The organism is Nonomuraea sp. NPDC049480 (genome assembly GCF_044465905.1).
In the GTDB taxonomy this organism is placed as follows: domain Bacteria; phylum Actinomycetota; class Actinomycetes; order Streptosporangiales; family Streptosporangiaceae; genus Nonomuraea.
On sequence record NZ_JBITMD010000016.1, the window covers coordinates 204,259 to 224,651 of the forward strand.

25 protein-coding genes are annotated in these 20,393 nt (G+C 71.5%); 5 read left to right on the top strand and 20 right to left on the bottom strand.

All coding sequences use genetic code 11. The features are described 5' to 3' along the window. Nucleotides 1-116 precede the first annotated feature (116 nt). The 9 genes from trpA to ACIBX3_RS37745 all read right to left on the bottom strand — a co-directional run bounded on the left by trpA (nucleotide 117) and on the right by ACIBX3_RS37745 (nucleotide 6,514). The gene (gene trpA / locus ACIBX3_RS37705; protein WP_397125311.1) at nucleotides 117-911 is read right to left on the bottom strand and encodes a tryptophan synthase subunit alpha; all 795 of its coding nucleotides are present in this window, start codon (nucleotides 909-911) and stop codon (nucleotides 117-119) included. A gap of 205 nt (nucleotides 912-1,116) precedes the next feature. After that, complete coding sequence (trpB, locus tag ACIBX3_RS37710; protein ID WP_397125379.1) at nucleotides 1,117-2,322, bottom strand: tryptophan synthase subunit beta; 1,206 nt, start codon at nucleotides 2,320-2,322, stop codon at nucleotides 1,117-1,119. A 38-nt stretch (nucleotides 2,323-2,360) separates the two neighbouring features. Beyond that, nucleotides 2,361-3,200, bottom strand: a complete 840-nt coding sequence (gene trpC / locus ACIBX3_RS37715; protein ID WP_397125312.1) for an indole-3-glycerol phosphate synthase TrpC — start codon at nucleotides 3,198-3,200, stop codon at nucleotides 2,361-2,363. Nucleotides 3,201-3,319: 119 nt separating this feature from the next. Next, on the bottom strand, nucleotides 3,320-3,751 hold the full coding sequence (locus ACIBX3_RS37720) for a DUF2752 domain-containing protein (RefSeq protein ID WP_397125313.1): 432 nt from the start codon (nucleotides 3,749-3,751) through the stop codon (nucleotides 3,320-3,322). Between the two features lie 43 nt (nucleotides 3,752-3,794). Further along, nucleotides 3,795-4,349: a CD225/dispanin family protein gene (locus tag ACIBX3_RS37725; RefSeq protein WP_397125314.1), complete on the bottom strand. Its 555-nt coding sequence runs from the start codon at nucleotides 4,347-4,349 to the stop codon at nucleotides 3,795-3,797. 155 nt (nucleotides 4,350-4,504) lie between these two features. Next, entirely contained in the window at nucleotides 4,505-5,074 is a 570-nt protein-coding gene (locus ACIBX3_RS37730) for a DUF4190 domain-containing protein (RefSeq protein WP_397125315.1), read from the bottom strand. Between the two features lie 108 nt (nucleotides 5,075-5,182). Continuing rightward, nucleotides 5,183-5,758: a Trp biosynthesis-associated membrane protein gene (locus tag ACIBX3_RS37735; protein WP_397125316.1), complete on the bottom strand. Its 576-nt coding sequence runs from the start codon at nucleotides 5,756-5,758 to the stop codon at nucleotides 5,183-5,185. Then, nucleotides 5,758-6,120 carry a phosphoribosyl-AMP cyclohydrolase gene (hisI, locus tag ACIBX3_RS37740; RefSeq protein WP_397125317.1) on the bottom strand — a complete coding sequence of 121 codons (363 nt, stop codon included), beginning with the start codon at nucleotides 6,118-6,120 and terminating at the stop codon, nucleotides 5,758-5,760. The genes ACIBX3_RS37735 and hisI overlap by 1 nt, the downstream gene beginning before the upstream one ends. Nucleotides 6,121-6,163: 43 nt before the next feature. Next, nucleotides 6,164-6,514 carry an STAS domain-containing protein gene (locus ACIBX3_RS37745; protein WP_397125318.1) on the bottom strand — a complete coding sequence of 117 codons (351 nt, stop codon included), beginning with the start codon at nucleotides 6,512-6,514 and terminating at the stop codon, nucleotides 6,164-6,166. A gap of 169 nt (nucleotides 6,515-6,683) precedes the next feature. Between ACIBX3_RS37745 and ACIBX3_RS37750 the strand changes: the two genes are divergently transcribed. After that, on the top strand, nucleotides 6,684-7,511 hold the full coding sequence (locus ACIBX3_RS37750; protein ID WP_397125319.1) for an MEDS domain-containing protein: 828 nt from the start codon (nucleotides 6,684-6,686) through the stop codon (nucleotides 7,509-7,511). Nucleotides 7,512-7,515: 4 nt separating this feature from the next. Then, nucleotides 7,516-7,893 carry an ATP-binding protein gene (locus ACIBX3_RS37755; RefSeq protein ID WP_397125320.1) on the top strand — a complete coding sequence of 126 codons (378 nt, stop codon included), beginning with the start codon at nucleotides 7,516-7,518 and terminating at the stop codon, nucleotides 7,891-7,893. Nucleotides 7,894-7,897: 4 nt separating this feature from the next. On the opposite strand, the gene ACIBX3_RS37760 is transcribed toward ACIBX3_RS37755, so the two are convergent. Together ACIBX3_RS37760 and ACIBX3_RS37765 are read right to left on the bottom strand one after the other, a co-directional pair. Beyond that, nucleotides 7,898-9,679, bottom strand: a complete 1,782-nt coding sequence (locus ACIBX3_RS37760; protein ID WP_397125321.1) for an ABC transporter ATP-binding protein — start codon at nucleotides 9,677-9,679, stop codon at nucleotides 7,898-7,900. Beyond that, nucleotides 9,676-11,520 carry an ABC transporter ATP-binding protein gene (locus ACIBX3_RS37765; RefSeq protein WP_397125322.1) on the bottom strand — a complete coding sequence of 615 codons (1,845 nt, stop codon included), beginning with the start codon at nucleotides 11,518-11,520 and terminating at the stop codon, nucleotides 9,676-9,678. The genes ACIBX3_RS37760 and ACIBX3_RS37765 overlap by 4 nt, the downstream gene beginning before the upstream one ends. Before the next feature lie 91 nt (nucleotides 11,521-11,611). Here ACIBX3_RS37765 and ACIBX3_RS37770 point away from each other — a divergent pair, with 91 nt between their 5' ends. From ACIBX3_RS37770 to ACIBX3_RS37780, 3 genes are all read left to right on the top strand, one after another. Further along, on the top strand, nucleotides 11,612-12,241 hold the full coding sequence (locus ACIBX3_RS37770; RefSeq protein WP_397125323.1) for a TIGR03085 family metal-binding protein: 630 nt from the start codon (nucleotides 11,612-11,614) through the stop codon (nucleotides 12,239-12,241). Nucleotides 12,242-12,429: 188 nt separating this feature from the next. Next, nucleotides 12,430-12,591: a hypothetical protein gene (locus ACIBX3_RS37775; protein WP_397125324.1), complete on the top strand. Its 162-nt coding sequence runs from the start codon at nucleotides 12,430-12,432 to the stop codon at nucleotides 12,589-12,591. Between the two features lie 60 nt (nucleotides 12,592-12,651). Beyond that, nucleotides 12,652-14,013 (top strand): glutamine synthetase family protein, encoded by a 1,362-nt coding sequence (locus ACIBX3_RS37780; RefSeq protein ID WP_397125325.1) that lies wholly within the window; start codon nucleotides 12,652-12,654, stop codon nucleotides 14,011-14,013. Between the two features lie 137 nt (nucleotides 14,014-14,150). Here the strand turns inward: ACIBX3_RS37780 and hisF are convergent, their stop codons facing one another. From hisF to hisD, 9 genes are all read right to left on the bottom strand, one after another. Next, nucleotides 14,151-14,912 (bottom strand): imidazole glycerol phosphate synthase subunit HisF, encoded by a 762-nt coding sequence (hisF, locus tag ACIBX3_RS37785; RefSeq protein WP_397125326.1) that lies wholly within the window; start codon nucleotides 14,910-14,912, stop codon nucleotides 14,151-14,153. Further along, complete coding sequence (locus tag ACIBX3_RS37790; protein WP_397125327.1) at nucleotides 14,909-15,319, bottom strand: Rid family hydrolase; 411 nt, start codon at nucleotides 15,317-15,319, stop codon at nucleotides 14,909-14,911. Before ACIBX3_RS37790 ends, hisF begins: the two co-directional genes overlap by 4 nt. A 20-nt stretch (nucleotides 15,320-15,339) precedes the next feature. Beyond that, nucleotides 15,340-16,062, bottom strand: coding sequence for a bifunctional 1-(5-phosphoribosyl)-5-((5-phosphoribosylamino)methylideneamino)imidazole-4-carboxamide isomerase/phosphoribosylanthranilate isomerase PriA (gene priA / locus ACIBX3_RS37795; protein ID WP_397125328.1), 723 nt, complete (start codon nucleotides 16,060-16,062; stop codon nucleotides 15,340-15,342). Next, on the bottom strand, nucleotides 16,063-16,392 hold the full coding sequence (locus ACIBX3_RS37800; protein ID WP_397125329.1) for a hypothetical protein: 330 nt from the start codon (nucleotides 16,390-16,392) through the stop codon (nucleotides 16,063-16,065). It lies immediately after the preceding gene. Nucleotides 16,393-16,479: 87 nt separating this feature from the next. Next, complete coding sequence (gene hisH / locus ACIBX3_RS37805; protein ID WP_397125330.1) at nucleotides 16,480-17,112, bottom strand: imidazole glycerol phosphate synthase subunit HisH; 633 nt, start codon at nucleotides 17,110-17,112, stop codon at nucleotides 16,480-16,482. Beyond that, entirely contained in the window at nucleotides 17,106-17,261 is a 156-nt protein-coding gene (locus ACIBX3_RS37810; RefSeq protein ID WP_397125331.1) for a hypothetical protein, read from the bottom strand. Before ACIBX3_RS37810 ends, hisH begins: the two co-directional genes overlap by 7 nt. Further along, complete coding sequence (gene hisB / locus ACIBX3_RS37815; RefSeq protein WP_397125332.1) at nucleotides 17,258-17,851, bottom strand: imidazoleglycerol-phosphate dehydratase HisB; 594 nt, start codon at nucleotides 17,849-17,851, stop codon at nucleotides 17,258-17,260. Before hisB ends, ACIBX3_RS37810 begins: the two co-directional genes overlap by 4 nt. 59 nt (nucleotides 17,852-17,910) lie before the next feature. Beyond that, a complete protein-coding gene (locus ACIBX3_RS37820) occupies nucleotides 17,911-18,984 on the bottom strand; it encodes a histidinol-phosphate transaminase (protein WP_397125333.1) in 1,074 nt (357 codons plus the stop codon). Beyond that, the gene (hisD, locus tag ACIBX3_RS37825; protein WP_397125334.1) at nucleotides 18,981-20,297 is read right to left on the bottom strand and encodes a histidinol dehydrogenase; all 1,317 of its coding nucleotides are present in this window, start codon (nucleotides 20,295-20,297) and stop codon (nucleotides 18,981-18,983) included. Before hisD ends, ACIBX3_RS37820 begins: the two co-directional genes overlap by 4 nt. Between the last annotated feature and the right edge of the window lie 96 nt (nucleotides 20,298-20,393).

The following is a 20,393-nucleotide window of genomic DNA, read 5'->3' on the forward strand; positions in this document are numbered from 1 at the left end:
ATGGACTTACGCGCCAGATCTTCTCACTTGTCCGAAAATTTCGTCACATCACCTGACACAAAAGGTAAAGCGCGGCCCCCGGCCAAGGGGAACCGCGCTCGGCCACGACCACACGGTCAGCGGCGCACGCCCTGGGCCATGTCCTTGGCGAGGGCGGTGATCGACTCGCGCCCCGCCGCCTCGTCGGGCGCGTCCAGCAGCCGCCGGATGAACGCCGACCCCACGATGACCCCGTCGGCGTAGGCCGCCACCTCGGCCGCCTGCGCGCCGGTGCCGACCCCCAGGCCGACGCACACCGGCAGGTCCGTGTGCGCCCGCGTCCGCTCGACCAGGCCCTCGGCGGCGCTGTTGACGCTCTCCCTGGCGCCCGTGACGCCCATCAGCGACGCGGCGTACACGAAGCCGGTGCAGCAGTCGACGACGGCCTTGATGCGCGCGTCCGGCGAGCTGGGGGCCACCAGGAACACCGTGTCGATGCCGGCGCCCGCCGAGGCCGCCCGCCACGGCTCGGACTCCTCGGGCGTCAGGTCGGGCGTGATCGTGCCCACGCCGCCGGCGTTGGCCAGGTCGCGGGCGAACCGCTCGGCTCCGTACTTGTCGATCGGGTTCCAGTACGTCATGACGAGCGTGGCCGCGCCGGTGGCGGCCACCCCCTCGACGGTCCGCATCACGTCGGCGATGCGCGTGCCGTTGATCAGCGACCGGTGCACCGCGTCCTGGATCGTGGGCCCGTCCATGAGCGGGTCGGAGTAGGGCAGGCCGATCTCGATGACGTCGCAGCCGGCCTCCACCAGGGCCGCGGCGGCGGCGACGTCGCCGCCCTTGGAGGGGAAGCCCGCGGGCAGGTAGCCGACGAGCGCGGCCCGGTTGTCCGCCTTCGCCTTGGCGAACACCGTCTGAAGAGTCGTCATGTCGTTCCGTTTCGAAGGTCTGGTCCCACCATGATGCCCTGCCGTCGTACCCGTCCGAAATTCCCGCGCCCTTCCCGGAGGGCCACGTCACCTGCCCCGCAGCCCGTCTCAAGGCCTCAGCCGAAGTGCGGCGAAGCGTCGGAGGCGCATGGGCGCCATCCCCACCCGCGGGACCTCAGCCGGAGTGTGCGGGGGCGCGGCCCGGCTAGAGGTTGAAGTACTTCATCGCCGTGCCCATGTCCTTGTCGCCGCGCCCGGAGAGGTTGACCAGGATGGTCGCCTCGGGCCCGAGCTCGCGGCCCAGCTCCAGCGCGCCCGCCAGGGCGTGGGAGGACTCGATGGCCGGGATGATGCCCTCGGTCCTGGCCAGCAGCGAGAACGCGGCCATCGCCTGGTCGTCGGTGACGCCGTGGTAGGTGGCGCGGCCGGAGTCCTTGAGCCAGGCGTGCTCGGGGCCGACGCCCGGGTAGTCGAGCCCGGCCGAGATCGAGTGGGACTCGATGGTCTGGCCCTCGTCGTCCTGCAGCACGTAGGTGCGCGAGCCGTGCAGCACGCCGACCGAGCCGGCGGTGAGCGTGAGCGCGTGCTCGCCGCTCTCCAGGCCGTGCCCGGCCGCCTCGTAGCCGTGCAGCTGGACGTCCTGGTCACCGATGAACGCGTGGAAGATCCCGATCGCGTTGCTGCCGCCGCCGACGGCCGCGCAGACCGCGTCGGGCAGCCCGCCGGTCAGCTCCAGCATCTGGCGGCGGGCCTCCACGCCGATGATCCGGGCGAAGTCGCGCACGATCTCGGGGAACGGGTGCGGCCCGGCGACGGTGCCGAACAGGTAGTGCGTGGTGTCGACGTTGGTCACCCAGTCGCGGAAGGCCTCGTTGATGGCGTCCTTCAGCGTCTGGGAGCCGTTGGTGACCGGCACGACGGTGGCGCCGAGCAGCTTCATCCTGGCCACGTTGAGCGCCTGGCGCTCGCAGTCGACCGCGCCCATGTAGATGACGCACTCGAGGCCGAGCAGGGCCGCGGCGGTGGCCGTGGCCACGCCGTGCTGACCGGCGCCGGTCTCGGCGATCACGCGCTTCTTGCCCAGGCGCTTGGTCAGCAGCGCCTGGCCCAGCACGTTGTTGATCTTGTGGGCGCCGGTGTGGGTGAGGTCTTCACGCTTGAGCACGATCCTGGCCCCGCCGGCCTGCTCGCTGAAGCGCGCCACGTCCGTCAGCGTCGTCGGCCGGCCGGCGTAGGTGCGCAGCAGGTGGTTGAACTCGCGCAGGAACTGCGCGTCGTTCTTGGCCTTCTCGTAGACCGCGGCCACCTCGTCGAGCGCCGGGATGAGCGCCTCGGGCACGAACCGGCCGCCGAAGATGCCGAACTTGCCGTGCACGTCCGGATCGTCGCCGTGCGCGCCGTTGCCCGCCAGGTCCGCGGCGGTCAGGATGGTGCCTTCGTTTGCCACTGCTATCCCTCTGCTGAGTGGTCGGGGCGCGTCGATGGATGGGCGCCGGCGGTCACCAGCGCCTCCACTGCCTTGCGCGGGTCCTTGCCGGTGACCAGGCTCTCCCCCACCAGGACGGCGTCGGCGCCGGCCCTGGCGTAGGCGAGCAGGTCGTGCGGGCCGCGCACGCCCGACTCGGCGATCTTGATCACGTTGTCGGGGATCTTCGGCGCCAGCTTCGTGAAGACCTCGCGGTCGACCTCGAGCGTCTTCAGATTGCGCGCGTTGATCCCGACGACCCGGGCACCGGCGGCGACCGCCCGGTCCAGCTCGTCCTCGGTGTGCACCTCGACCAGCGGGGTGAGCCCGATCGACTCGGCCCGCTCGATCAGTGACACGAGGGCCTCCTGCTCCAGGCAGACGACCATGAGCAGCGCCAGGTCGGCGCCGTGGGCCCTGGCCTCCCAGAGCTGGTAGGAGGTCAGGATGAAGTCCTTGCGCAGGATCGGGATGTCGACCCTGGCGCGCACCGCGGCCAGGTCGTCGAGGCTGCCGCCGAACTTGCGCCGCTCGGTCAGCACGCTGATGACGTGCGCCCCGCCGGCTTCGTAGTCGGCCGCCAGCGCGGCGGGATCGGCGATCGCGGCCAGCGCGCCCTTGGACGGGCTCGAGCGCTTGACCTCGGCGATCACCGAGACCTTGTCGCCCCCGAGTGCGGCCATCGCGTCTCTGGGCGCCTGCGCCCGCTCGGCCCGCTGCTTGAGCTCGTCAATGGACACGGCCTGCTGACGTGTGGCGAGGTCGGCGCGCACCCCGTCGAGGATGTCGTCGAGGACACTCGGTCCTTCCGTCCGCTCACTCACGCGCTTGGGGTCCCTCCGGTCGACTGTGGGGGTGGCTGAGAGTTCGCGTCGCGTCCGCTCTCCGCCTTGTCCTGCGATGGTATCGGCCCCACCGAGGTCACCTCACCACAGGCCCCCGGCTATGGCGCCAGGAAGGCCCCGAACGGCAGGTTACGGACAACCCAGTACACCATGATGACCGCTATGAACGCCCACAGCCACGCCGGGTGGGCGAGCGTCGTGCGCCGGGGCCTGCCCTGCCAGGCGCGCACCACCCACCTGCCCCACCAGAACAGCAGGAACGGGATCATGACCACGGCGAGCGGGTTGAGCCCGAGCGCGGCCACCGGGTCGAGGTGCGCCAGCGCGTGAATCGTGCGCAGCGTGCCACAGCCCGGGCAGTAGAGACCGGTGAGCCACAGGAACGGGCAGGTCGGGTAGTGGCCCGGCTCGTTGGGGTCCACCATGCCGACGAACGCCACCACGGCGCCGGCGCCGGCCGCAACACCGAGCGGCGCGAGCAGGCCCTTGAGCCGATCGGTGCCGCTCCGCCCGGTTGTTGCGATGCTCATGCTCCCAGTATCCGCCTTCCGTACGTGATCCCCCGCGAGCGGCCTAGTACGAGGAGTAGGTGGTGCTCACGCTCGCGGCGAGAATGACGAAGAACAGCACATAGGCGATGATGATCACGACGATCCCGATCGCGCCGAAGATCAGGCTGCGCTTCCACCACGTCTTGGCCTCCTCGGCCGCCTGCGCCGCACCCTGGTAGTCGCCCACCTGCCACTTCTGGTTCACCTGCGACGACTTGACGATCGCCACGATGCCGAAAGGAAGGCAGCAGAACAGGGTGGTGAGGATAGCGGGGACCAGCTGGTTGTCCGGCGGCTGCTGGCCGCCGTAGCCGCCACCGCTCGGGGGCTGCTGGCCATAACCGCCACCGCCGTAGCCACCACCGCTGGGCGGCTGCTGACCATAGCCGCCACCGCTCGGGGGCTGCTGACCATAGCCGCCACCGCTCGGGGGCTGCTGGCCATAACCGCCACCGCCGTAGCCGCCGCCGCTGGGCGGCTGCTGGCCGTAGCCCCCGCCGCTCGGGGGCTGCTGGCCGTAGCCGCCGCCGGGCGGCTGCGAGCCGTAGCCGCCATCGCCCTGGTTACCGTAAGTCATCCTAGGACTCCTCATGTCGTCATCTTTGTGGCGAGTGCGCGGCAGCCTAGCGAGAAACCATGCCCCACGTGGAATAAGACCCAATTTGCGGACAATTCGTAATCGGACCGCAAGCAGCCCGTCACGGTCCGGCTACGTTGCCGACAGACTACCCATCAGTAGTCGGAGACGGAGGACGTGGCGGCGGCGCTCATCCCGAGGATGGACAGCAGGAAGCCACCGAAGAGCATCCACGTCAGCAGCCACAGCCCGACCGTGATGTACGACGTGACGAGGCCCGCCACGGCCATGCCCTGGCCCTCCTCGCCCGTACGCTTGATCTTGTTGAGCGCGATGTGGCCGAGGATCACGCCCGGGATGCTGGTCAGACCGCAGAAAGCCAGACCGACGATGCCCAGCACCATCGAGGCCACGGCCATGCCGTTGGTCTGGCGCGGCTGCTGGGGCGGGCCGTACTGGTTGTAGCCGTAGCCGGGCTGCTGGCCGAACCCGCCGCTGGGCGGCAGCTGGCCGTAGCCCAGCTGCTCCTGCGGATAGCTCGGGGGCTGCTGGCCGTAGCCGCCGTAGGCGCCGCCGCCGGGGGGCTGCTGAGCGTACCCGCCACCGGTCGGGGGCTGCTGGCCGTAGCCGCCGTACCCGCCGCCGGTGGGCGGCTGCTGGCCGTATCCTCCGCCGGGCGGCTGCGCGCCATAGCCCCCGTTGCCGCCCTGGTCCCCGTAGCTCATGCCCCTGGCTCCTAGTGTTTCGTGGCGAGTCGCACCGGCAGCTTATTGAGGAAACGGCGGCCAAGCCGACAGAGGTTCAGAACAGTGCTGAATTCGTCACAGCCGCATTCATCGGGAGTCCGTGGGGTCGTCTCCTCGGTCGAGGGCGTCCCAGAGTGCCTTGTCGTCGTCCGCCCGCGGGGCCGCGTCCGGCTCGTACCGGGCCGACATGCCCGCCCACCTGCCGCCCCGCAGGATGGCCAGGACACCCCCGGCCAGCATCAGGGCCGCGCCGGCCCCCGCCACGGCGGGCCAGAGCGGCACGATCTCCCAGGACAGGCCCGAGGCGCCGTGCAGGGCGTTGTGCTCGCCCAGCCAGCCCGTCACGGCCGCGCCGTCCAGTGCCGCCCACGTCGCCGCGGCCGCGCCGGCCCCGCAGAGGGCCAGCAGCCCGCCGACGACGCGGCGGCCGGCGCCCTTGGTGGCCAGCACGGCCACCACGCCGGCCAGGCCGGCCAGCGCCACGGGGGTCAGCGCGGGTCCGAGGTCGCCGCCGGTGGGCGCCTGCGCCCCGGCCTGCGCGACCCTCACCCAGGCCCGGCCGGCGGCCAGCAGCACGAGGAGGCAGCCGAGAACGGTCAGCGCCAGCCAGCCCCACAGCTCCCTCCGCGCCGCTGTGGGCCTGCCCTCGGCGCCGGAGTCCATCACGCCGGGCCGAGCGCGGTCTCGAGCCGATCGGCGTCGAAGCAGGTGCGGTCGCCCGTGTGGCAGGCGGCGCCGGCCTGGTCGACCTTGACCAGGATGGTGTCGCCGTCGCAGTCGAGTGCCACCGACTTGACGTGCTGGACGTGGCCGGAGGTGTCGCCCTTCACCCAGAACTCGCCGCGGCTGCGCGACCAGTAGGTGGCCCTGCCGGTGGTGAGCGTCCGATGCAGCGCCTCGTCGTTCATCCAGGCCAGCATGAGCACCTCGCCGGTGTCGTACTGCTGGGCGATCGCGGGGACGAGGCCGTCGGGGTTGCGCTTCAACCGTGCGGCGATCTTGGGATCAAGGGCCATGTCCTCCATTCAACCAGCCCGCCCTCGCGCCCCCGTCACCGATGCGGGGGCCTCAGCCCAGGGCCTGCGACAGGGTGTCGTAGATCGGGAACAGCGGGGCCAGGTTGGTCCTGCGCAGCCGGCGCAGCACCTGGCCGTCCGGTGCGACCAGTGCCATCGTGCCGTCGCGTGCGCGCAGGTCGGCCAGCTGGCGCACCAGGACGCCGAGCCCCGTGGTGTCGATGAAGGTCAGCCGGGTCAGGTCGACGACCAGCCGGGGGCCGTGGCTCTCCACCGCCTCGCCGAGGCACCGCCGGACCTGGGAGGCGTTGTCCACGTCCACCTCCCCCGCCAGGCTGACCACCACGAGCTCGCCGTGCAGGCGTCGCGTCATCTCCAGCACATCCGCGCCCATGTCTCTCATGACCCCTCCCGCGGAGGCGCGCCCGCTCGCTCCCCGCGCGGGCGGCCCCGCCGAAAACGTACACCGGCCGGGATCGCGTCACGGTGAGTTTTACAGAGAATGCGCTACGTGATGACGTGGTGCGGGGTATTTTCTTGAAGCGACGCATGCTAAGGGAGGTCGTGCCATCGTGGTGCACGTCGCGGGCTCTGTCCTCGATCCTGATCTGGGGGATCACGTCTGCCTGCCGTTCGACGGCGAGCGCGAGCGGATGACGACGACGCGGCTGTTCACGATGAACGGGCTGCGCCGCCGTTCCAAAGTGATGATCATCACGCATGCGGACAGCCCGGAACGGACGCGTGACTGGCTGGCGCCGCTCGTGCCGGGGTTCGCCGACGCGGAGTCGGCGGGGCAGGTGGAGATCCTGGCCTGCGCGGACACCCACTTCACCGACGGCTGCCTCGACCCCGAGCGGGTGCTGTGCCGGCTGGCCGACGCCAACGAGCGCGCGCGCAAGCACGGCCAAAACGGCGTGTACGCGCTGGTCGACGCCTCCTGGGGGGTGCGGGACGCGCGCGGGCAGGCGGCGTTCGAGGCGGCGGCCAACGAGCTGTTCGGCGAGCGCTGGCTGGCGGCCGTGTGCCAGTACGACCGTGGCCTCTTCCCGCGCGATGCCATCGACCGGGCCGCGTCCGTGCATCCCATCTCGCCCGAGCAGGCGCTGCTGCGTTTCGCCGGCACCTCCTCGCCGCCGGGGCTGCGGGTGTGGGGCGAGATCGATCTCACCAACAGGCAGGCGTTCGCGTCGCTGCTGGCGCCGCTGGAGAAGGAGCCGGGCGAGGTCGTGATCGACGCCTCCCGGCTGGACTTCATCGACGCCGGATCGGCGCAGCTGCTGACCCTCATGGCCATGGCCAGGCCGGAGAGGGCCACCGTGGTCGTCTGCGGCGAGGCCATGGCGCGGGTGCTCCGCCTGATCAGGGCGGACGAGTTCCTCGCAGTGCGCCATGTGTAGGCAGGTGCTCCGCGCGGCCTTCGCGCGCGGGCGCATCACGTATCTGCGCAGAGCGGTCTCCGAGCACGCCGCCTACGAGGGGCTGACCGGCCGGCACCTGGAGGACTTCGTGCTGGCGGTCAACGAGATCACCACCAACGCGGTGGTCCACGGCGGCGGGCACGGGCGGCTGCGGCTGTGGTCGCACGGCGGCCGGCTGTGGTGCGAGGTGACCGACGAGGGGCCGGGGCTGCCACCGGGGTGGGTGGGCGACATGCGCCCGCCCACGGGGTTCGAGGGCCGGGGGCGCGGGCTGTGGCTGACGCGCATGCTGTGCGATCAGATCACGATCGTGTCGGGGCCGAGGGGGACGACCGTGACGTTCGCCGCCGTACACGAATGAACGATCACGAGTGCGCGGCCGACACCCAGGAGGCGTGCAGGTCGGCGTACACGCCGGGCTCGTCGACCAGGTCGGCGTGCGCGCCGCGCTGCACCAGGCGGCCCGCGTCGAACACGAGGACCTCGTCGGCGTTCTCCGCCGTGGACAGGCGGTGGGCGATCGAGATGGCGGTGCGGCCGCGGGTGACGCCTTCGAGCGCGCGAGCCAGCCGTACCTCCGTGGCCGGGTCCACCGCCGAGGTGGCCTCGTCCAGCAGGAGCAGGTCGGGGTCGGCGAGGTAGGCGCGGGCCAGGGCGACGAGCTGGCGCTCGCCGGCCGACAGCGACTCGCCCCGCTGGCCGACGGGCGTGTCCAGACCGGCGGGCAGGCCCTCCAGCCAGTCGGCCAGGCCCAGCTCGGTCAGCGCGAGCTCGATCTCCTCGCGGGTCGCCGGCGGCTTGCCGTAGCGGATGTTCTCCTCCAGCGTGCCGTCGAACAGGAAGCCGTCCTGCGGCACCATGACGATGCGCTCGCGCAGCGAGGAGAAGCGGATGTCGCGCAGGTCGTGGCCGTCGATGGTGACGCGGCCCGAGCCCGGGTCCATCAGCCGCGTCAGGAGCTTGGCGAACGTGGTCTTGCCCGAGCCGGTCTCCCCCACCACCGCGATGCGGGAGCGTGGCGGGATCTCCAGCGTGACCTCGCGCAGCACGGGCGCGCCACCGGGATAGGAGAAGTGCACGTCCTCGAAGGCCACCGAGATGGGACCGCGCGGCAGCTCCATGCCCTGCTCGCCGGGGTCGGCCACGTCGGGCGGGGTGTCGAGCACGCCGAGGATGCGCCGCCAGCCGGCGACGGCGTTCTGGGCCTCGTTGAGCACCTCCGTTGCCGTCTGCAACGGCGATACGAACAGCGTGACCAGGAACAGGAACGCCACCAGCTGCCCCTGCGTGATGTCGCCCGACAGGCCGAGCCGCACGCCGAGCAGCACGATCCCGGCGATCGCGACGGCCGCCACGATCTCGGTCAGCGGGAAGACGAAGCCGACGATGGTCTGCGCCTTGACCTGGGCGGCCCGGTTGGCGTTCACGGCCTTGTCGATGCGCTCGGCGGTGCGGCGCTCGGAGGCGTAGGCGCGGATGACGGTGGCGCCGACGACGGACTCGCTGACCGCGGCGAGCATGTCGCCGGTCCGCTCGCGCACCACCGTGTACGCCCGCGACAGCAGCCGCTGGAAGCGCGGCAGGGCGATCATCAGCGGGATGAAGCAGGCCCACACCAGCAGCGTGAGCTGCCAGGAGTAGACGAACATCAGCACGGTGGCCACCAGCACCTGGCCGAACGCCACGATGATCATCAGCCCGCCCCACTGCATGAACGTGCTGATCTGGTCGATGTCGCCGGTGACGCGCGAGACCAGGGCGCCGCGCCGCTCGGTGTTCTGGGTGAGCACCGACAGGTCGTGCACGTGGCGGAAGCCGCGGACGCGCAGGGTGGCCAGGGACGACTCGGTGGCCTTGTAGAGGCGGACGTTCATGACGTACCCGGCGAGCGCCGTGAGTACGACGGCGGCCGCGCATATCAGGACGGCGCGGGTTATGTACGACATGTCGGGCGTGCCGCCCTTGAGCCCCGTGTCGATCGTCTGCTGCACCGCGATCGGGACGATGATCTTGCCCACGGTCGCGACGACGGCCAGCATCAGCGTGACGGCCAGGCCCTTGCGGAACTCGGGGGTGAGCGAGAGCCCCTGCCGGACGGTGGCCAGCGCGGAGCGGTCGGAGTTGCGCCGGATGCTCTGCACGGTCATGCGCTGACCTCTTCTTCCTCTTCAGCGCTGATCTCTTCCGAGCCGGTCTCGTCCGGGGGGACGTCGATGGCGGCGCGCTCGGCCTCCTCGCGCTCGTAGGCCGTCACCAGGTTGCGGTACCCCTCGCAGCGGGCAAGCAGCTCCTCGTGCGGCCCGCGGTCCACGACCCGGCCGTGGTCCAGGTAGACGACTTCGTCGGCGAGCGCGATCGTGGCCATGCGATAGGCGACGACCACGACGGTCGACGCCTCGGCGGCGTCGCGGAGCCCGTACAGGATCTTGGCCTCGACCTGGGGGTCCACGCTGGAGGTTGCGTCGTCGAGCACGAGCAGGCGCGGCCGGCGCACGACGGCGCGGGCCAGGGCGAGGCGCTGGCGCTGGCCGCCGGACAGGGTGGCGCCGCGCTCGCCGACGCGCGTGTCGAGGCCGCCGGAGAGTCTGCCGACGAACCCGTCGGCCTGGGCGAGCCGCAGCGCGTCCCACACGTCCTCGTCGGCGGTGTCCAGCCCGAGCGCGACGTTGCCGCGCACGGTGTCGTCGAACAGGAACGTCTGCTGCGGCACCAGGGCCACCGACTCGGCGACGGCGCCGTAGGCCAGCTCCCGCACGTCGACGCCGTCGAGGAGGACCTGTCCCGAGTCCGGGTCGACCAGCCGGGCGAGGAGCTGCACCAGCGTGGACTTGCCCGATCCCGTGGGGCCGACGAGGGCGACGGTGCGGGCGGCGGGCACGTCGAAGGTGACGTCGTGCAGGACCTCGGCCTTGCCGTAGCGGTACGACACGCCGCGGACCTCCAAGGCCGCCGGCCCGGGCGAGGTCGTGGTCTCGCGGCCGTACTCCATGGAGCCGGTGGCCTCCAGCACGGCCTGCACCCGCTCCCAGCCGACCACGCTGCGCGGCAGCTCGGCCAGCACCCAGCCCAGCGCCCTGATCGGGAAGGCCAGCAGCGTGAAGAGGTAGGCGACCTGGACCAGGTCGCCGGAGTCGATGGAGCCGGTGGACAGGCGCAGCGCGCCGACGGCGAGCACCGCGAGCACGCCGAGCGTGGGCAGCGCCTCCAGCATCGGGTCGAACAGCCCGCGCACGCGGCCGACGGCGATGTTGGCGTCGCGCAGCTCGTGGGCGCGGCGCCGGAACCGCTCGGTCTCCAGATCCTCCCTGCCGAGGGTCTTGACGACGAGGGCGCCGTCGAAGCTCTCGTGCGCGATCTCGCTGACCTCGGCGCGCAGCTGCTGCGCGCGGGTGGCCAGCGGGCTCAGCCGGCGCTGGTAGACGAGGTTGAGCACGGCGATGGCCGGGAAGATCAGGAAGCCGACCACCGCCAGCGTCAGGTCCGTGAGCAGCATCGCTATCGCGGCCGTGACCAGCATGACGACCACGCCGACGGCCATGGGCAGCGGCGCGAGCGGGGCCCAGGCGGCCTCGGCGTCGGAGCTGGCGTTCGACAGCAGCTGGCCGGTGGGGTGGCGGTGGTGCCAGGACAACGGCAACCGCAGGTACTGCTTGGTGACGTCCCTGCGCGACCTGGCCTGCATGCGGTACTGCATGACGCCGGCCAGGATGCGCCGGCCCGCCACGCCGAACGCCTTGAGCAGCGCCGCGCCGACGATGAGGAACGTGCCGGTCCAGAGCGCGCCCGACGTGACGCGGTCCTGGGCGAAGGTCGGCAGCACCACGTTCTGGGTGGCCCAGCCGAGCGCCCAGGCGGAGGCGACGGTCATGCCGCCGTAGACCGCACTGGCCAGCACGGCCAGGGCGAACACCACCTTCTCGGTGCGAATGGCCACCCCAAGGACGCGCAGTCCTTGACGCATGACGGCCGAGGTGACCTTGCTCGCCACTCGGGAAGTTCCCCCTTCAAGCCGATGTCTATCCGTAAGTCACTACATCACGTCTGATCATCACGTTATTCCCAGCGGTAAGGTTGAGTGCGTGAATCATGCTCGTGATGAACGTTCCGCGCTTTGCGACTCATTCGACGCGCTGGGTCCCGACGCGCCGACGCTCTGCACGGGCTGGACCACCTATGACCTGGCCGCCCACCTGGTGCTGCGCGAGCGCCGGCCGGACGCGATGGGCGGGATCGCGCTCAAGCCGCTGGCCGGCTACACCGCCTCGGTCCAGAACGGGCTCAAGGCCAAGCACCCCTACCCCGAGCTGGTCGGCCTCGTACGGAAGCCGGGCGGCGTGTACGGCCTGCTGCCTTCCCTCGACGAGGCCGTCAACATGCTGGAGTTTTTCGTGCACCACGAGGACGTGCGCCGGGCGCAGCCGTCGTGGGAGCCGCGCGCGCTGCCCGCCGACCTCGACCGGCTCATCTGGGCGCGGGTGTCGAGCGGCGCCAGGCTGATGCTGCGCAAGTCGCCCGTGGGCGTGGTGCTGCACCGGCTGGGCGGCGGCGTGGCGGTCGGCGGCCCCCGTCAGGGCCCCCGGGTGGAAGTGACGGGTACGGCCTCCGAGCTGCTGATGTTCTGCTTCGGCCGTCAGGAGCACGCCCGCGTGGAGCTGACCGGCGAGCCCGGCGACGTCACCCGGCTGCGCGGCGCCTCCCTGGGCATCTGACGGCTGACCGATCCGCCTCGCCCATCGCGGAAATCGCGGCGCTGCAGGCGCTCAAGCATGAATTCAAGCCCGTACCATGGCATGGGCAAGAAGCCCCCCGGTTAGGATCATGAACATCTTCGCAGAGGATGCCAGTGATCGCCCAGATCCGGGTATATACGGCTGGGAATGGACTGCAGGAGGCCCCCATGCAGGTCAAGAAGGTGATCACCTACGCGGCTGTCGCGTTCGTGGTCTTCTACCTGTTCACCCGGCCGGAGCAAGCCGCCGCCGCGGTCAACGGAGTGCTCGGAGGAATCATGCAAGGAGCCGACCAGTTGGCCGTCTTCTTCTCAAGTGTTCTAACCTGACCGAGGTTCTGTCTGCGTCAGGTGCTTCCCCGCGGTGCCGGATCGTGTTACGCAGGCAGAATGAGAGATCGCCTCAGCGCTGCCAAGACCAATCAGCTCGACCCGCAGGCGCGGCGCATCCTCGAGCGAGCTGAGCTCGAGGGCATCGAGCTGATCCGGTTCCTGTACGCCGACCACGGCGGCGTGATCCGGGGAAAAGCAGCATCCCGGTCGCGGTTGGCCGAACGGCTCAACACGGGCATCGGGCACACGGTGGCCATGATGGCGATGAACATGCTCGACCAGCTCCAGGACGTCGAGCACATGGGCCCGGTGGGCGAAGTGCGCATTGTCCCCGACCCCGCCACGTACGTCCCGTTGCCCCACGCACCGGGCGCCGCCGCCATGCTGTCGGACCTGTGCCGGCCGGACGGCTCGCCCTGGGAGGCGTGCGCGCGGACGTTCCTCAAGGACGCGATCGCGGAGCTCGCCACCGAAGGTTACACGTTGCGCGCGGCGTTCGAGCCGGAGTTCACGCTCGGCCGCCGCCTGCCCGACCCGGCCGGCGGCCCGGACCGGCTGGTGCCGCTCGACGACTCGCTGTGCTATGCCAACGCCGGGTTCGACACGGCGCACGACTACATCACCAAGCTCATCCACGCCCTGGAGACGCAGGGCATGCGGGTCGAGCACTACCATCCCGAGCTGGGGCCCGGCCAGCAGGAGCTGTCGATCCGCCACGCGCCCGCCCTGCGTGCCGCCGACAACCACGTGCTGTTCCGCGAGACCGTGCGCGGCGTGGCCCTGCGCATGCAGATGTGGGCCACGCTGGCTCCCAAACCGCTGGCCGACCAGGCGGGCAACGGCGCCCACCTGCACCTGTCGCTGTGGAACGACACCCACAACGTCTTCGGCGAGGACGGGGAGGTGCGCGACGGCTTCATCGGCGGCCTGCTCGCCCACATGCCGGCGCTGACCGCGCTGACGTGCGGCAGCGTCAACGGCTTCCGCCGCCTGGCTCCCCGCTCGTGGGCCAGCGCGTACGCGGTCTACGGGCCCGACAACCGGGAGGCCGCCGTACGGGTGTGCTCGCCGCTCGGCTCCACCGGCGAGCCGAACCTGGAGCTGAAACCGTCGGACTCCTCCGCGAACCCGTACCTGTCGCTGGGGGCCGTCATCCACGCCGGCCTCGACGGGATCCGGCGCAAGCTGGACCCCGGGGAGCCCGTGGACGTCGATCCCGACACGCGGCCCGGCCGGTACCCTCGCCTGCCGTCGTCGCTCGACGAGGCGCTGGACGCGCTGGAGTCGGACGAGGTGCTGATGGAGGCGCTGGGGCCGCTGCGGCGCAGCGCGTACCTGGCGGTCAAGCGCTCGGAGGCGGCGGCGTTCGCGGCGAAGGACGTGTCGTACGAGCTGTTCAACCACCTGCGGGTGTTCTGAGCGATCGGCCGCAGTGCCGCCCGCGCGGCAGGCCCGACCGTCGGCCGAACCGGTCAGCCATCCGGCCGGGCGAGCCGATCAGGCCGGCGGTCAGGCAGGCCCTGTCCCCCGGACCGCGAGGCGGGCCAGGGGTGGTGTCAGCGAACCGGGTGGCCCGCCAGGCGCAGCGTGTCCTTGACCTCGGAGATCTTGAGGGTGCCGAAGTGGAACACCGAGGCCGCGAGGACGGCGTCCGCGCCGGCCGCCACCGCCGGCGGGAAGTCCTCCAGGCGCCCGGCCCCGCCGCTGGCGATCACCGGGACCCGGACCGCGGCCCGGACCGCCCGCAGCATCTCCAGGTCGTAGCCGTCGAGCGTCCCGTCGCCGTCCATCGAGTTGAGCAGGATCTCGCCCACGCCCAGCTCCTCGCCGCGCGCCGCCCACTCCACCGCGTCGATCCCGGTGCCGCGCCGCCCGCCGTGCGTGGTCACCTCGAATCCGCTGGGGGTGCCCGGCGCGCGCCGGGCGTCGACGGACAGGACGACGCACTGGGCGCCGAACCGCCGGGACGCCTCAGTGAGCAGCTCGGGCCGGGCGATGGCGGCCGTGTTGAGCGACACCTTGTCGGCACCGGCCCGCAGCAGCCGGTTGACGTCGTCGACCGAGCGCACCCCGCCTCCGACGGTGAGCGGGATGAACACCTGCTCGGCGGTCCGGCGTACGACGTCGAGCATGGTCTCGCGCTCGCCGGACGAGGCGGTGATGTCGAGGAAGGTCAGCTCGTCGGCGCCTTCCTGGTCGTAGCGCCTGGCCAGCTCGACGGGGTCGCCCGCGTCGCGCAGGTTCTCGAAGTTGACGCCCTTGACCACACGTCCGGCGTCCACGTCGAGACAGGGAATGACTCTTACCGCTACGGTCATGCTCGCAACGCCTCGATTTCGATCTCGACCAGCATTCTAGGGTCTACCAGGCCGGCCACACGCACTCCCGTGCAGGCGGGCCGCACCTTCCCGAGGACCTCGGCGATGGCCTGCCCGACGAGGTCGAAGTGGCACTGCTCCACCACGTAGTAGCGGACCATGACGACGTCCTCGCGGGTGAGCCCGCCCATCAGCACGGCCTCCAGCGCGATGTCGATCGCGGTCAGGCTCTGCTTGTAGGCGTCGCCGACGTGGCGCACCTCTCCGTCGACCGTGGCGGTGCAGCCGGAGACGATCACCCGCTCTCCGACGACCACGGCACGCGCGTAGCCGTACTTCTCCTCCCAGATGCCGCCAGAGAACACCCTTGGTCCGGTGCTTTGCATGCTGACGCTACCGAAGCTCATTCCGCCCCCTCCCGGCGAAGCTACACGCGCACCGCGGCCAGCGCGTTTTCCAGTGTGAACGCGTGAGCGTACAGGGCCCTGCCCACGATGGCTCCCTCCACTCCGTCCGGGACGAGAGAAGCGAGTGCGACCAGGTCATCGAGGCTGGAGACGCCGCCGCTGGCGATCACCGGCTTGTCGGTGCGGGCGCAGATCTGGCGGTAGAGATCGAGGTTGGGGCCCTGGAGCATGCCGTCCTTGGTCACGTCGGTGACGACGTAGCGGGGGCAGCCGTCGGCCTCGAGCCGGTCGAGCACCTCCCACAGGTCGCCGGAGTCCTGGGTCCAGCCATGGGCGGCCAGGGTGGTGCCGCGCACGTCGAGCCCGACCGCGACCCTGTCGCCGTGCTCGGCGATGATCTTCCGGCACCATTCGGGCTTCTCCAGCGCGGCGGTGCCGATGTTGACCCGCCGGCAGCCGGTGGCCAGGGCGGCGGTCAGGGAGTCGTCGTCGCGGATGCCGCCGGACAGCTCCACGTTCACGTCGAGCCGGGCGATCACGCCGGCGATCAGCTCCCGGTTGCTCCCCCGGCCGAACGCGGCGTCGAGGTCGACGAGGTGGATCCATTCGGCGCCCGCCTCCTGCCAGGCCAGCGCGGCGGCGAGCGGTGCGCCGTAACCGGTCTCGGTCCCGGCCTCGCCCTGGACCAGGCGTACGGCCTGGCCGTCGGCGACGTCCACGGCAGGCAGCAAAACGAGCGACATTCAGGTCCTCCGGTCGAAGGCGAGGGTCACGACAACGGGTACGAGCAGCAGGGACAGGACGAGTGCGGCGAAGCTGGCGAAGAGCGACCCCCACAGCAGCCAGACGATCGCCTGGACGAGCAGGAAGCCGAGCGCCACCACGGCGTTCTGGGCGCGGTGGCGCCGGGCGAGCAGGCCGCCCTGGCGGGCGACGCGCACCGGGCGCGGGGTGAGGCGGGTGAGCAGGGCGCGGCGGCGTGCCTGGCGCGCCTGCCGCTCCTCGTTGGCACGGATCGCGCGGGCCCGCTCGGCCTCGCGCTCGGCCCGCCGGCGCGCCCGCTCCTTGCTCACCGGGCCTCCTCCGTCAGCCCTGTGAGCAAAAGCGCCAGCCTTGTCAGCAGAAGCTCGCGTGTCTGATCGTTCACTCGCTTCGCTCGCTCACAGGGTGCCCAGCCAGTTCGCCAGGAGCGTGGCGCCGGCGTCGCCGGACTTCTCGGGGTGGAACTGGGTGGCCATGAGCGGGCCGTTCTCCACGGCGGCCACGAACGGCACGCCGTGCTCGGCCCACGTGACGATCGGCTCGGCGAAGCCCTCGCCGGTGCGCAGCTCCCACTCGCGCACGCCGTAGGAGTGCACGAAGTAGAAGCGGGTGGCGGCGTCGAGCCCGGCGAACAGGACGCTGCCCGCGGGGGCCTTGACCGTGTTCCACCCCATGTGGGGAAGGATGGGCGCGTCGAGGCGCTCGACGGTGCCCGGCCACTCGCCGCAGCCCTCGGTCTCCACGCCGTGCTCGACGCCCCTGGCGAACAGGATCTGCATGCCGACGCAGATCCCGAGCACCGGCCGTCCGCCGGCCAGGCGGCGGCCGATGATCTGCTCACCGCCCACGGCCTTGAGCCCGCCCATGCACGCCTCGAAGGCACCCACGCCCGGTACGACCAGCCCGTCGGCCTCGAGCGCGGCGTCGAAGTCGGACGTCACGGTCACGTCGGCGCCGACCCGGGCCAGCGCCCGCTCGGCCGACCGCAGATTGCCAGAGCCGTAGTCGAGGACGACGACCTTGTTCACCACCACAGCACCCCCGCCGTGATCGCCATCGCCGCGCCGACGGCGCAGATGACGGCTCCGATCTTGAGCCCCTGCCTGGCCAGGGAGAACACGCCGCCGATCAGGAACAGCCCGATGAACACCATCACGCCGGCGATGAGGTTGTCGGTCATAGGACGCCCTTGGTGCTCGGCACCCCGGTGGCGCGCGGGTCGGGCTCCGACGCCTCGCGCAGCGCCCTGGCCAGGGCCTTGAACTGGGCCTCGACGACGTGGTGGGCGTTGCGGCCGTACGGCACGTGCACGTGCAGGCAGATCGCGGCCTGGGCGACGAGCGACTCCAGGATGTGGCGCGTCATCGTCGTGTCGTAGTCGGGGCCGATCATCGGCGCCATGCCCTCGGGCTCGGTGTGCACGAGGTACGGCCGCCCGGACAGGTCGACGGTGACCTGGGCGAGCGACTCGTCCAGGGGGCACGACGCGCTACCGAACCGCCGGATGCCCGACTTGTCGCCCAGCGCCTCGCGGAACGCGGCGCCCAGCGCGAGCGCGGTGTCCTCGATCGTGTGGTGCGAGTCGATGTGCAGGTCGCCCTCGGTCTTGACGGTCAGGTCGAACAACCCGTGCTTGCCGAGCTGGGCCAGCATGTGGTCGAAGAAGCCGACCCCGGTCGCCACCTCGACCCGGCCGGTGCCGTCGAGACCGACCTCCACCAGGACCGAGGTCTCCTTCGTAACGCGCTCGACGCGGCCTACGCGGTTCACAGGCCCTCCTTCGTCGGTCCTGTGAACCGCAGAAGCGCCGTGTTCATTGGTTCGCTCGCTCACAGCAGGACCCCTTCCAGGGCGGCGCGGAAGGCCGCCATCTCCTCGCCGGTGCCGATCGACACACGCAGCCATTCGGGCGGACCCACCTCGCGGATGAGCACGCCGCGCTCCAGCAGCCCCTCCCACACCGCGCGCCGGTCGGGGAAGCGCCCGAACAGCACGAAGTTGGCGTCGGAGTCGGCCACGGCCAGGCCCTTGGACCGCAGCCAGGCCACCGTCGCGTCGCGCTCGCGCCGCAGCGCGTCCACCGTGCCCAGCAGCTCCGCGCGGTGCCGCAGCGCCACGCGCGCCGCCGTCTGGGTGAGGGTCGACAGATGGTACGGCAGCCGCACCAGCAGCAGCGCCTCCACCACGGCCGGATGCGCCGCCAGGTAACCGAGCCGCGTGCCGGCCATGGCGAACGCCTTGGACATCGTCCTGGTGACGATCAGCCGCGGGTGCTCGGGCAGCAGCGTGAGCGCCGAAGGCGTGCCCGCGCGGGCGAACTCGGCGTAGGCCTCGTCGACCACGACCACGCCGGGCGCGGCGGCCAGGATCGCCTCGATCGTGGCGAGCGGCTGTGCGGTGCCGGTCGGGTTGTTGGGCGAGGCCAGGAACACGATGTCCGGCCGGTGCTCCTCGATCGCCGCCACGGCCTTGCCGGGATCGAGCGAGAAGTCCTCCTCGCGGCTGGCCTTGATCCACTCGGTGTTGGTGCCGCTGGTGATGATCGGGTGCATCGAGTAGGACGGCTCGAACCCGATGGCGGTGCGGCCGTGGCCGCCGAAGGCCTGCAGGATCTGCTGGAGCACCTCGTTGGAGCCGTTGGCGGCCCACACCTGCTCGGTGCGCAGGCCGTGGCCGAGGTAGCCCGCCAGGTCGGCGCGGAGCGCGGTGGCGTCCCTGTCGGGGTAGCGGTTGAGGTCGCCCGCCTGCGCCCGGACCGCCTCGGCCAGGTCGGCGACCAGCTCCGGGGAGGGCGGGTAGGGGTTTTCGTTGGTGTTGAGCCGGACCGGGACGTCGATCTGGGGCGCGCCGTACGGCGTCTTGCCCCTCAGGTCGTCGCGGATGGGCAGATCGTCCAGGTTCACTCGGTCTCCGTGGGCACTCGCCAGTCGAATCGGGCGCGGATCGCGGCGCCGTGGGCGGGCAGGTCCTCGGCGTCGGCCAGGACCGACACGTGGGCCGCCGCCTCCGCGAGCGCCTCGCGGCTGTAGTCGACGACGTGGATGCCGCGCAGGAACGACTGCACCGACAGGCCGCTGGAGTGGCAGGCGCAGCCACCCGTGGGCAGCACGTGGTTGGACCCGGCGAGGTAGTCGCCGAGCGAGACGGGCGCGTACGTGCCGACGAAGATCGCCCCGGCGTTGCGGACCCGCGCGGCCACGGCGGCGGCGTCGGCGGTGTGGATCTCCAGGTGCTCGGCGGCGTACGCGTCCACGACCGCGAGGCCGTCGTCGATCGAGGAGACCAGCACGATGCCGGACTGCCGGCCGCTCAGCGCCTCGGCGATGCGCGCGGAGTGCTTGGTGGCCGAGACCTGGCCCGGCAGCTCCTTCTCCACGGCCTCGGCCAGCTCGGGGCTGGTGGTGACGAGCACGGCGGCGGCGATCGTGTCGTGCTCGGCCTGGCTGATCAGGTCGGCGGCGACGTGGACCGGGTCGGCGCTCTCGTCGGCCAGGATCGCGATCTCGGTCGGGCCGGCCTCGGAGTCGATGCCGATGCGGCCCTTGAGCAGCCGCTTGGCCGCCGCCACATAGATGTTGCCCGGCCCGGTGACCATGGTGGCGGGCGCGCACTCCTCGGTGCCGTAGGCGAACATGGCCACGGCCTGCGCCCCGCCCACGTTGTAGACCTCGTCCACGCCGAGCAGCGCGCAGGCGGCCAGGATCGCGGGGTGCGGCAGCCCGCCGAACTCTTTCTGCGCCGGGCTGGCCACGGCCAGCGAGCCGACGCCGGCCTCCTGGGCGGGCACGACATTCATGACCACGCTGGACGGGTAGACCGCGCGGCCGCCGGGGACGTAGAGGCCCACGCGGTCGACCGGCACCCACCGCTCGGTCACCGTGCCGCCGGGCACGACCTGGGTGGTGACGTCGGCGCGCCGCTGGTCGCGGTGGACCAGCCGGGTTCTCCTGATCGACTCCTCCAGCGCCGCCCGCACCCTGGGGTCGAGCTCGGCGAGCGCGCGCTCGATGGCCTCGGCGGGGACGCGGGTGGTGGCGATCTCGACGCCGTCGAACCTGGCGGTCAGCTCCCGTACGGCCGCGACGCCCCGATGATGCACGTCCTCGCAGATGGGCCGCACCTGCTCAAGGGCGGCCTCGACATCGAGCTCAGCGCGGGGCAGCACGTCGCGCAGGTTGTCCGGGAGGGAACCGCGCATGTCGATACGGGAAATCACGCCAACAGTCTACGGAGTCCACGACCCGAGTCTCGTTCTGTCCACACTGCGGGACACAGTGCGGGACACAGTGCGGGACACGCGACGGCCGCGGGG

Excerpts from the sequence above, each read along its gene's own strand:
- trpA (WP_397125311.1), bottom strand. The coding sequence starts at position 911 with ATGACGACTCTTCAGACGGTGTTCGCCAAGGCGAAGGCGGACAACCGG.
- ACIBX3_RS37720 (WP_397125313.1), bottom strand. The coding sequence starts at position 3,751 with ATGAGCATCGCAACAACCGGGCGGAGCGGCACCGATCGGCTCAAGGGC.
- ACIBX3_RS37725 (WP_397125314.1), bottom strand. The coding sequence starts at position 4,349 with ATGACTTACGGTAACCAGGGCGATGGCGGCTACGGCTCGCAGCCGCCC.
- ACIBX3_RS37730 (WP_397125315.1), bottom strand. The coding sequence starts at position 5,074 with ATGAGCTACGGGGACCAGGGCGGCAACGGGGGCTATGGCGCGCAGCCG.
- ACIBX3_RS37735 (WP_397125316.1), bottom strand. The coding sequence starts at position 5,758 with ATGGACTCCGGCGCCGAGGGCAGGCCCACAGCGGCGCGGAGGGAGCTG.
- hisI (WP_397125317.1), bottom strand. The coding sequence starts at position 6,120 with ATGGAGGACATGGCCCTTGATCCCAAGATCGCCGCACGGTTGAAGCGC.
- ACIBX3_RS37745 (WP_397125318.1), bottom strand. The coding sequence starts at position 6,514 with ATGAGAGACATGGGCGCGGATGTGCTGGAGATGACGCGACGCCTGCAC.
- ACIBX3_RS37760 (WP_397125321.1), bottom strand. The coding sequence starts at position 9,679 with ATGACCGTGCAGAGCATCCGGCGCAACTCCGACCGCTCCGCGCTGGCC.
- ACIBX3_RS37775 (WP_397125324.1), top strand. The coding sequence starts at position 12,430 with ATGCAGGTCAAGAAGGTGATCACCTACGCGGCTGTCGCGTTCGTGGTC.
- ACIBX3_RS37780 (WP_397125325.1), top strand. The coding sequence starts at position 12,652 with ATGAGAGATCGCCTCAGCGCTGCCAAGACCAATCAGCTCGACCCGCAG.
- hisF (WP_397125326.1), bottom strand. The coding sequence starts at position 14,912 with ATGACCGTAGCGGTAAGAGTCATTCCCTGTCTCGACGTGGACGCCGGA.
- ACIBX3_RS37790 (WP_397125327.1), bottom strand. The coding sequence starts at position 15,319 with ATGAGCTTCGGTAGCGTCAGCATGCAAAGCACCGGACCAAGGGTGTTC.
- priA (WP_397125328.1), bottom strand. The coding sequence starts at position 16,062 with ATGTCGCTCGTTTTGCTGCCTGCCGTGGACGTCGCCGACGGCCAGGCC.
- ACIBX3_RS37810 (WP_397125331.1), bottom strand. The coding sequence starts at position 17,261 with ATGACCGACAACCTCATCGCCGGCGTGATGGTGTTCATCGGGCTGTTC.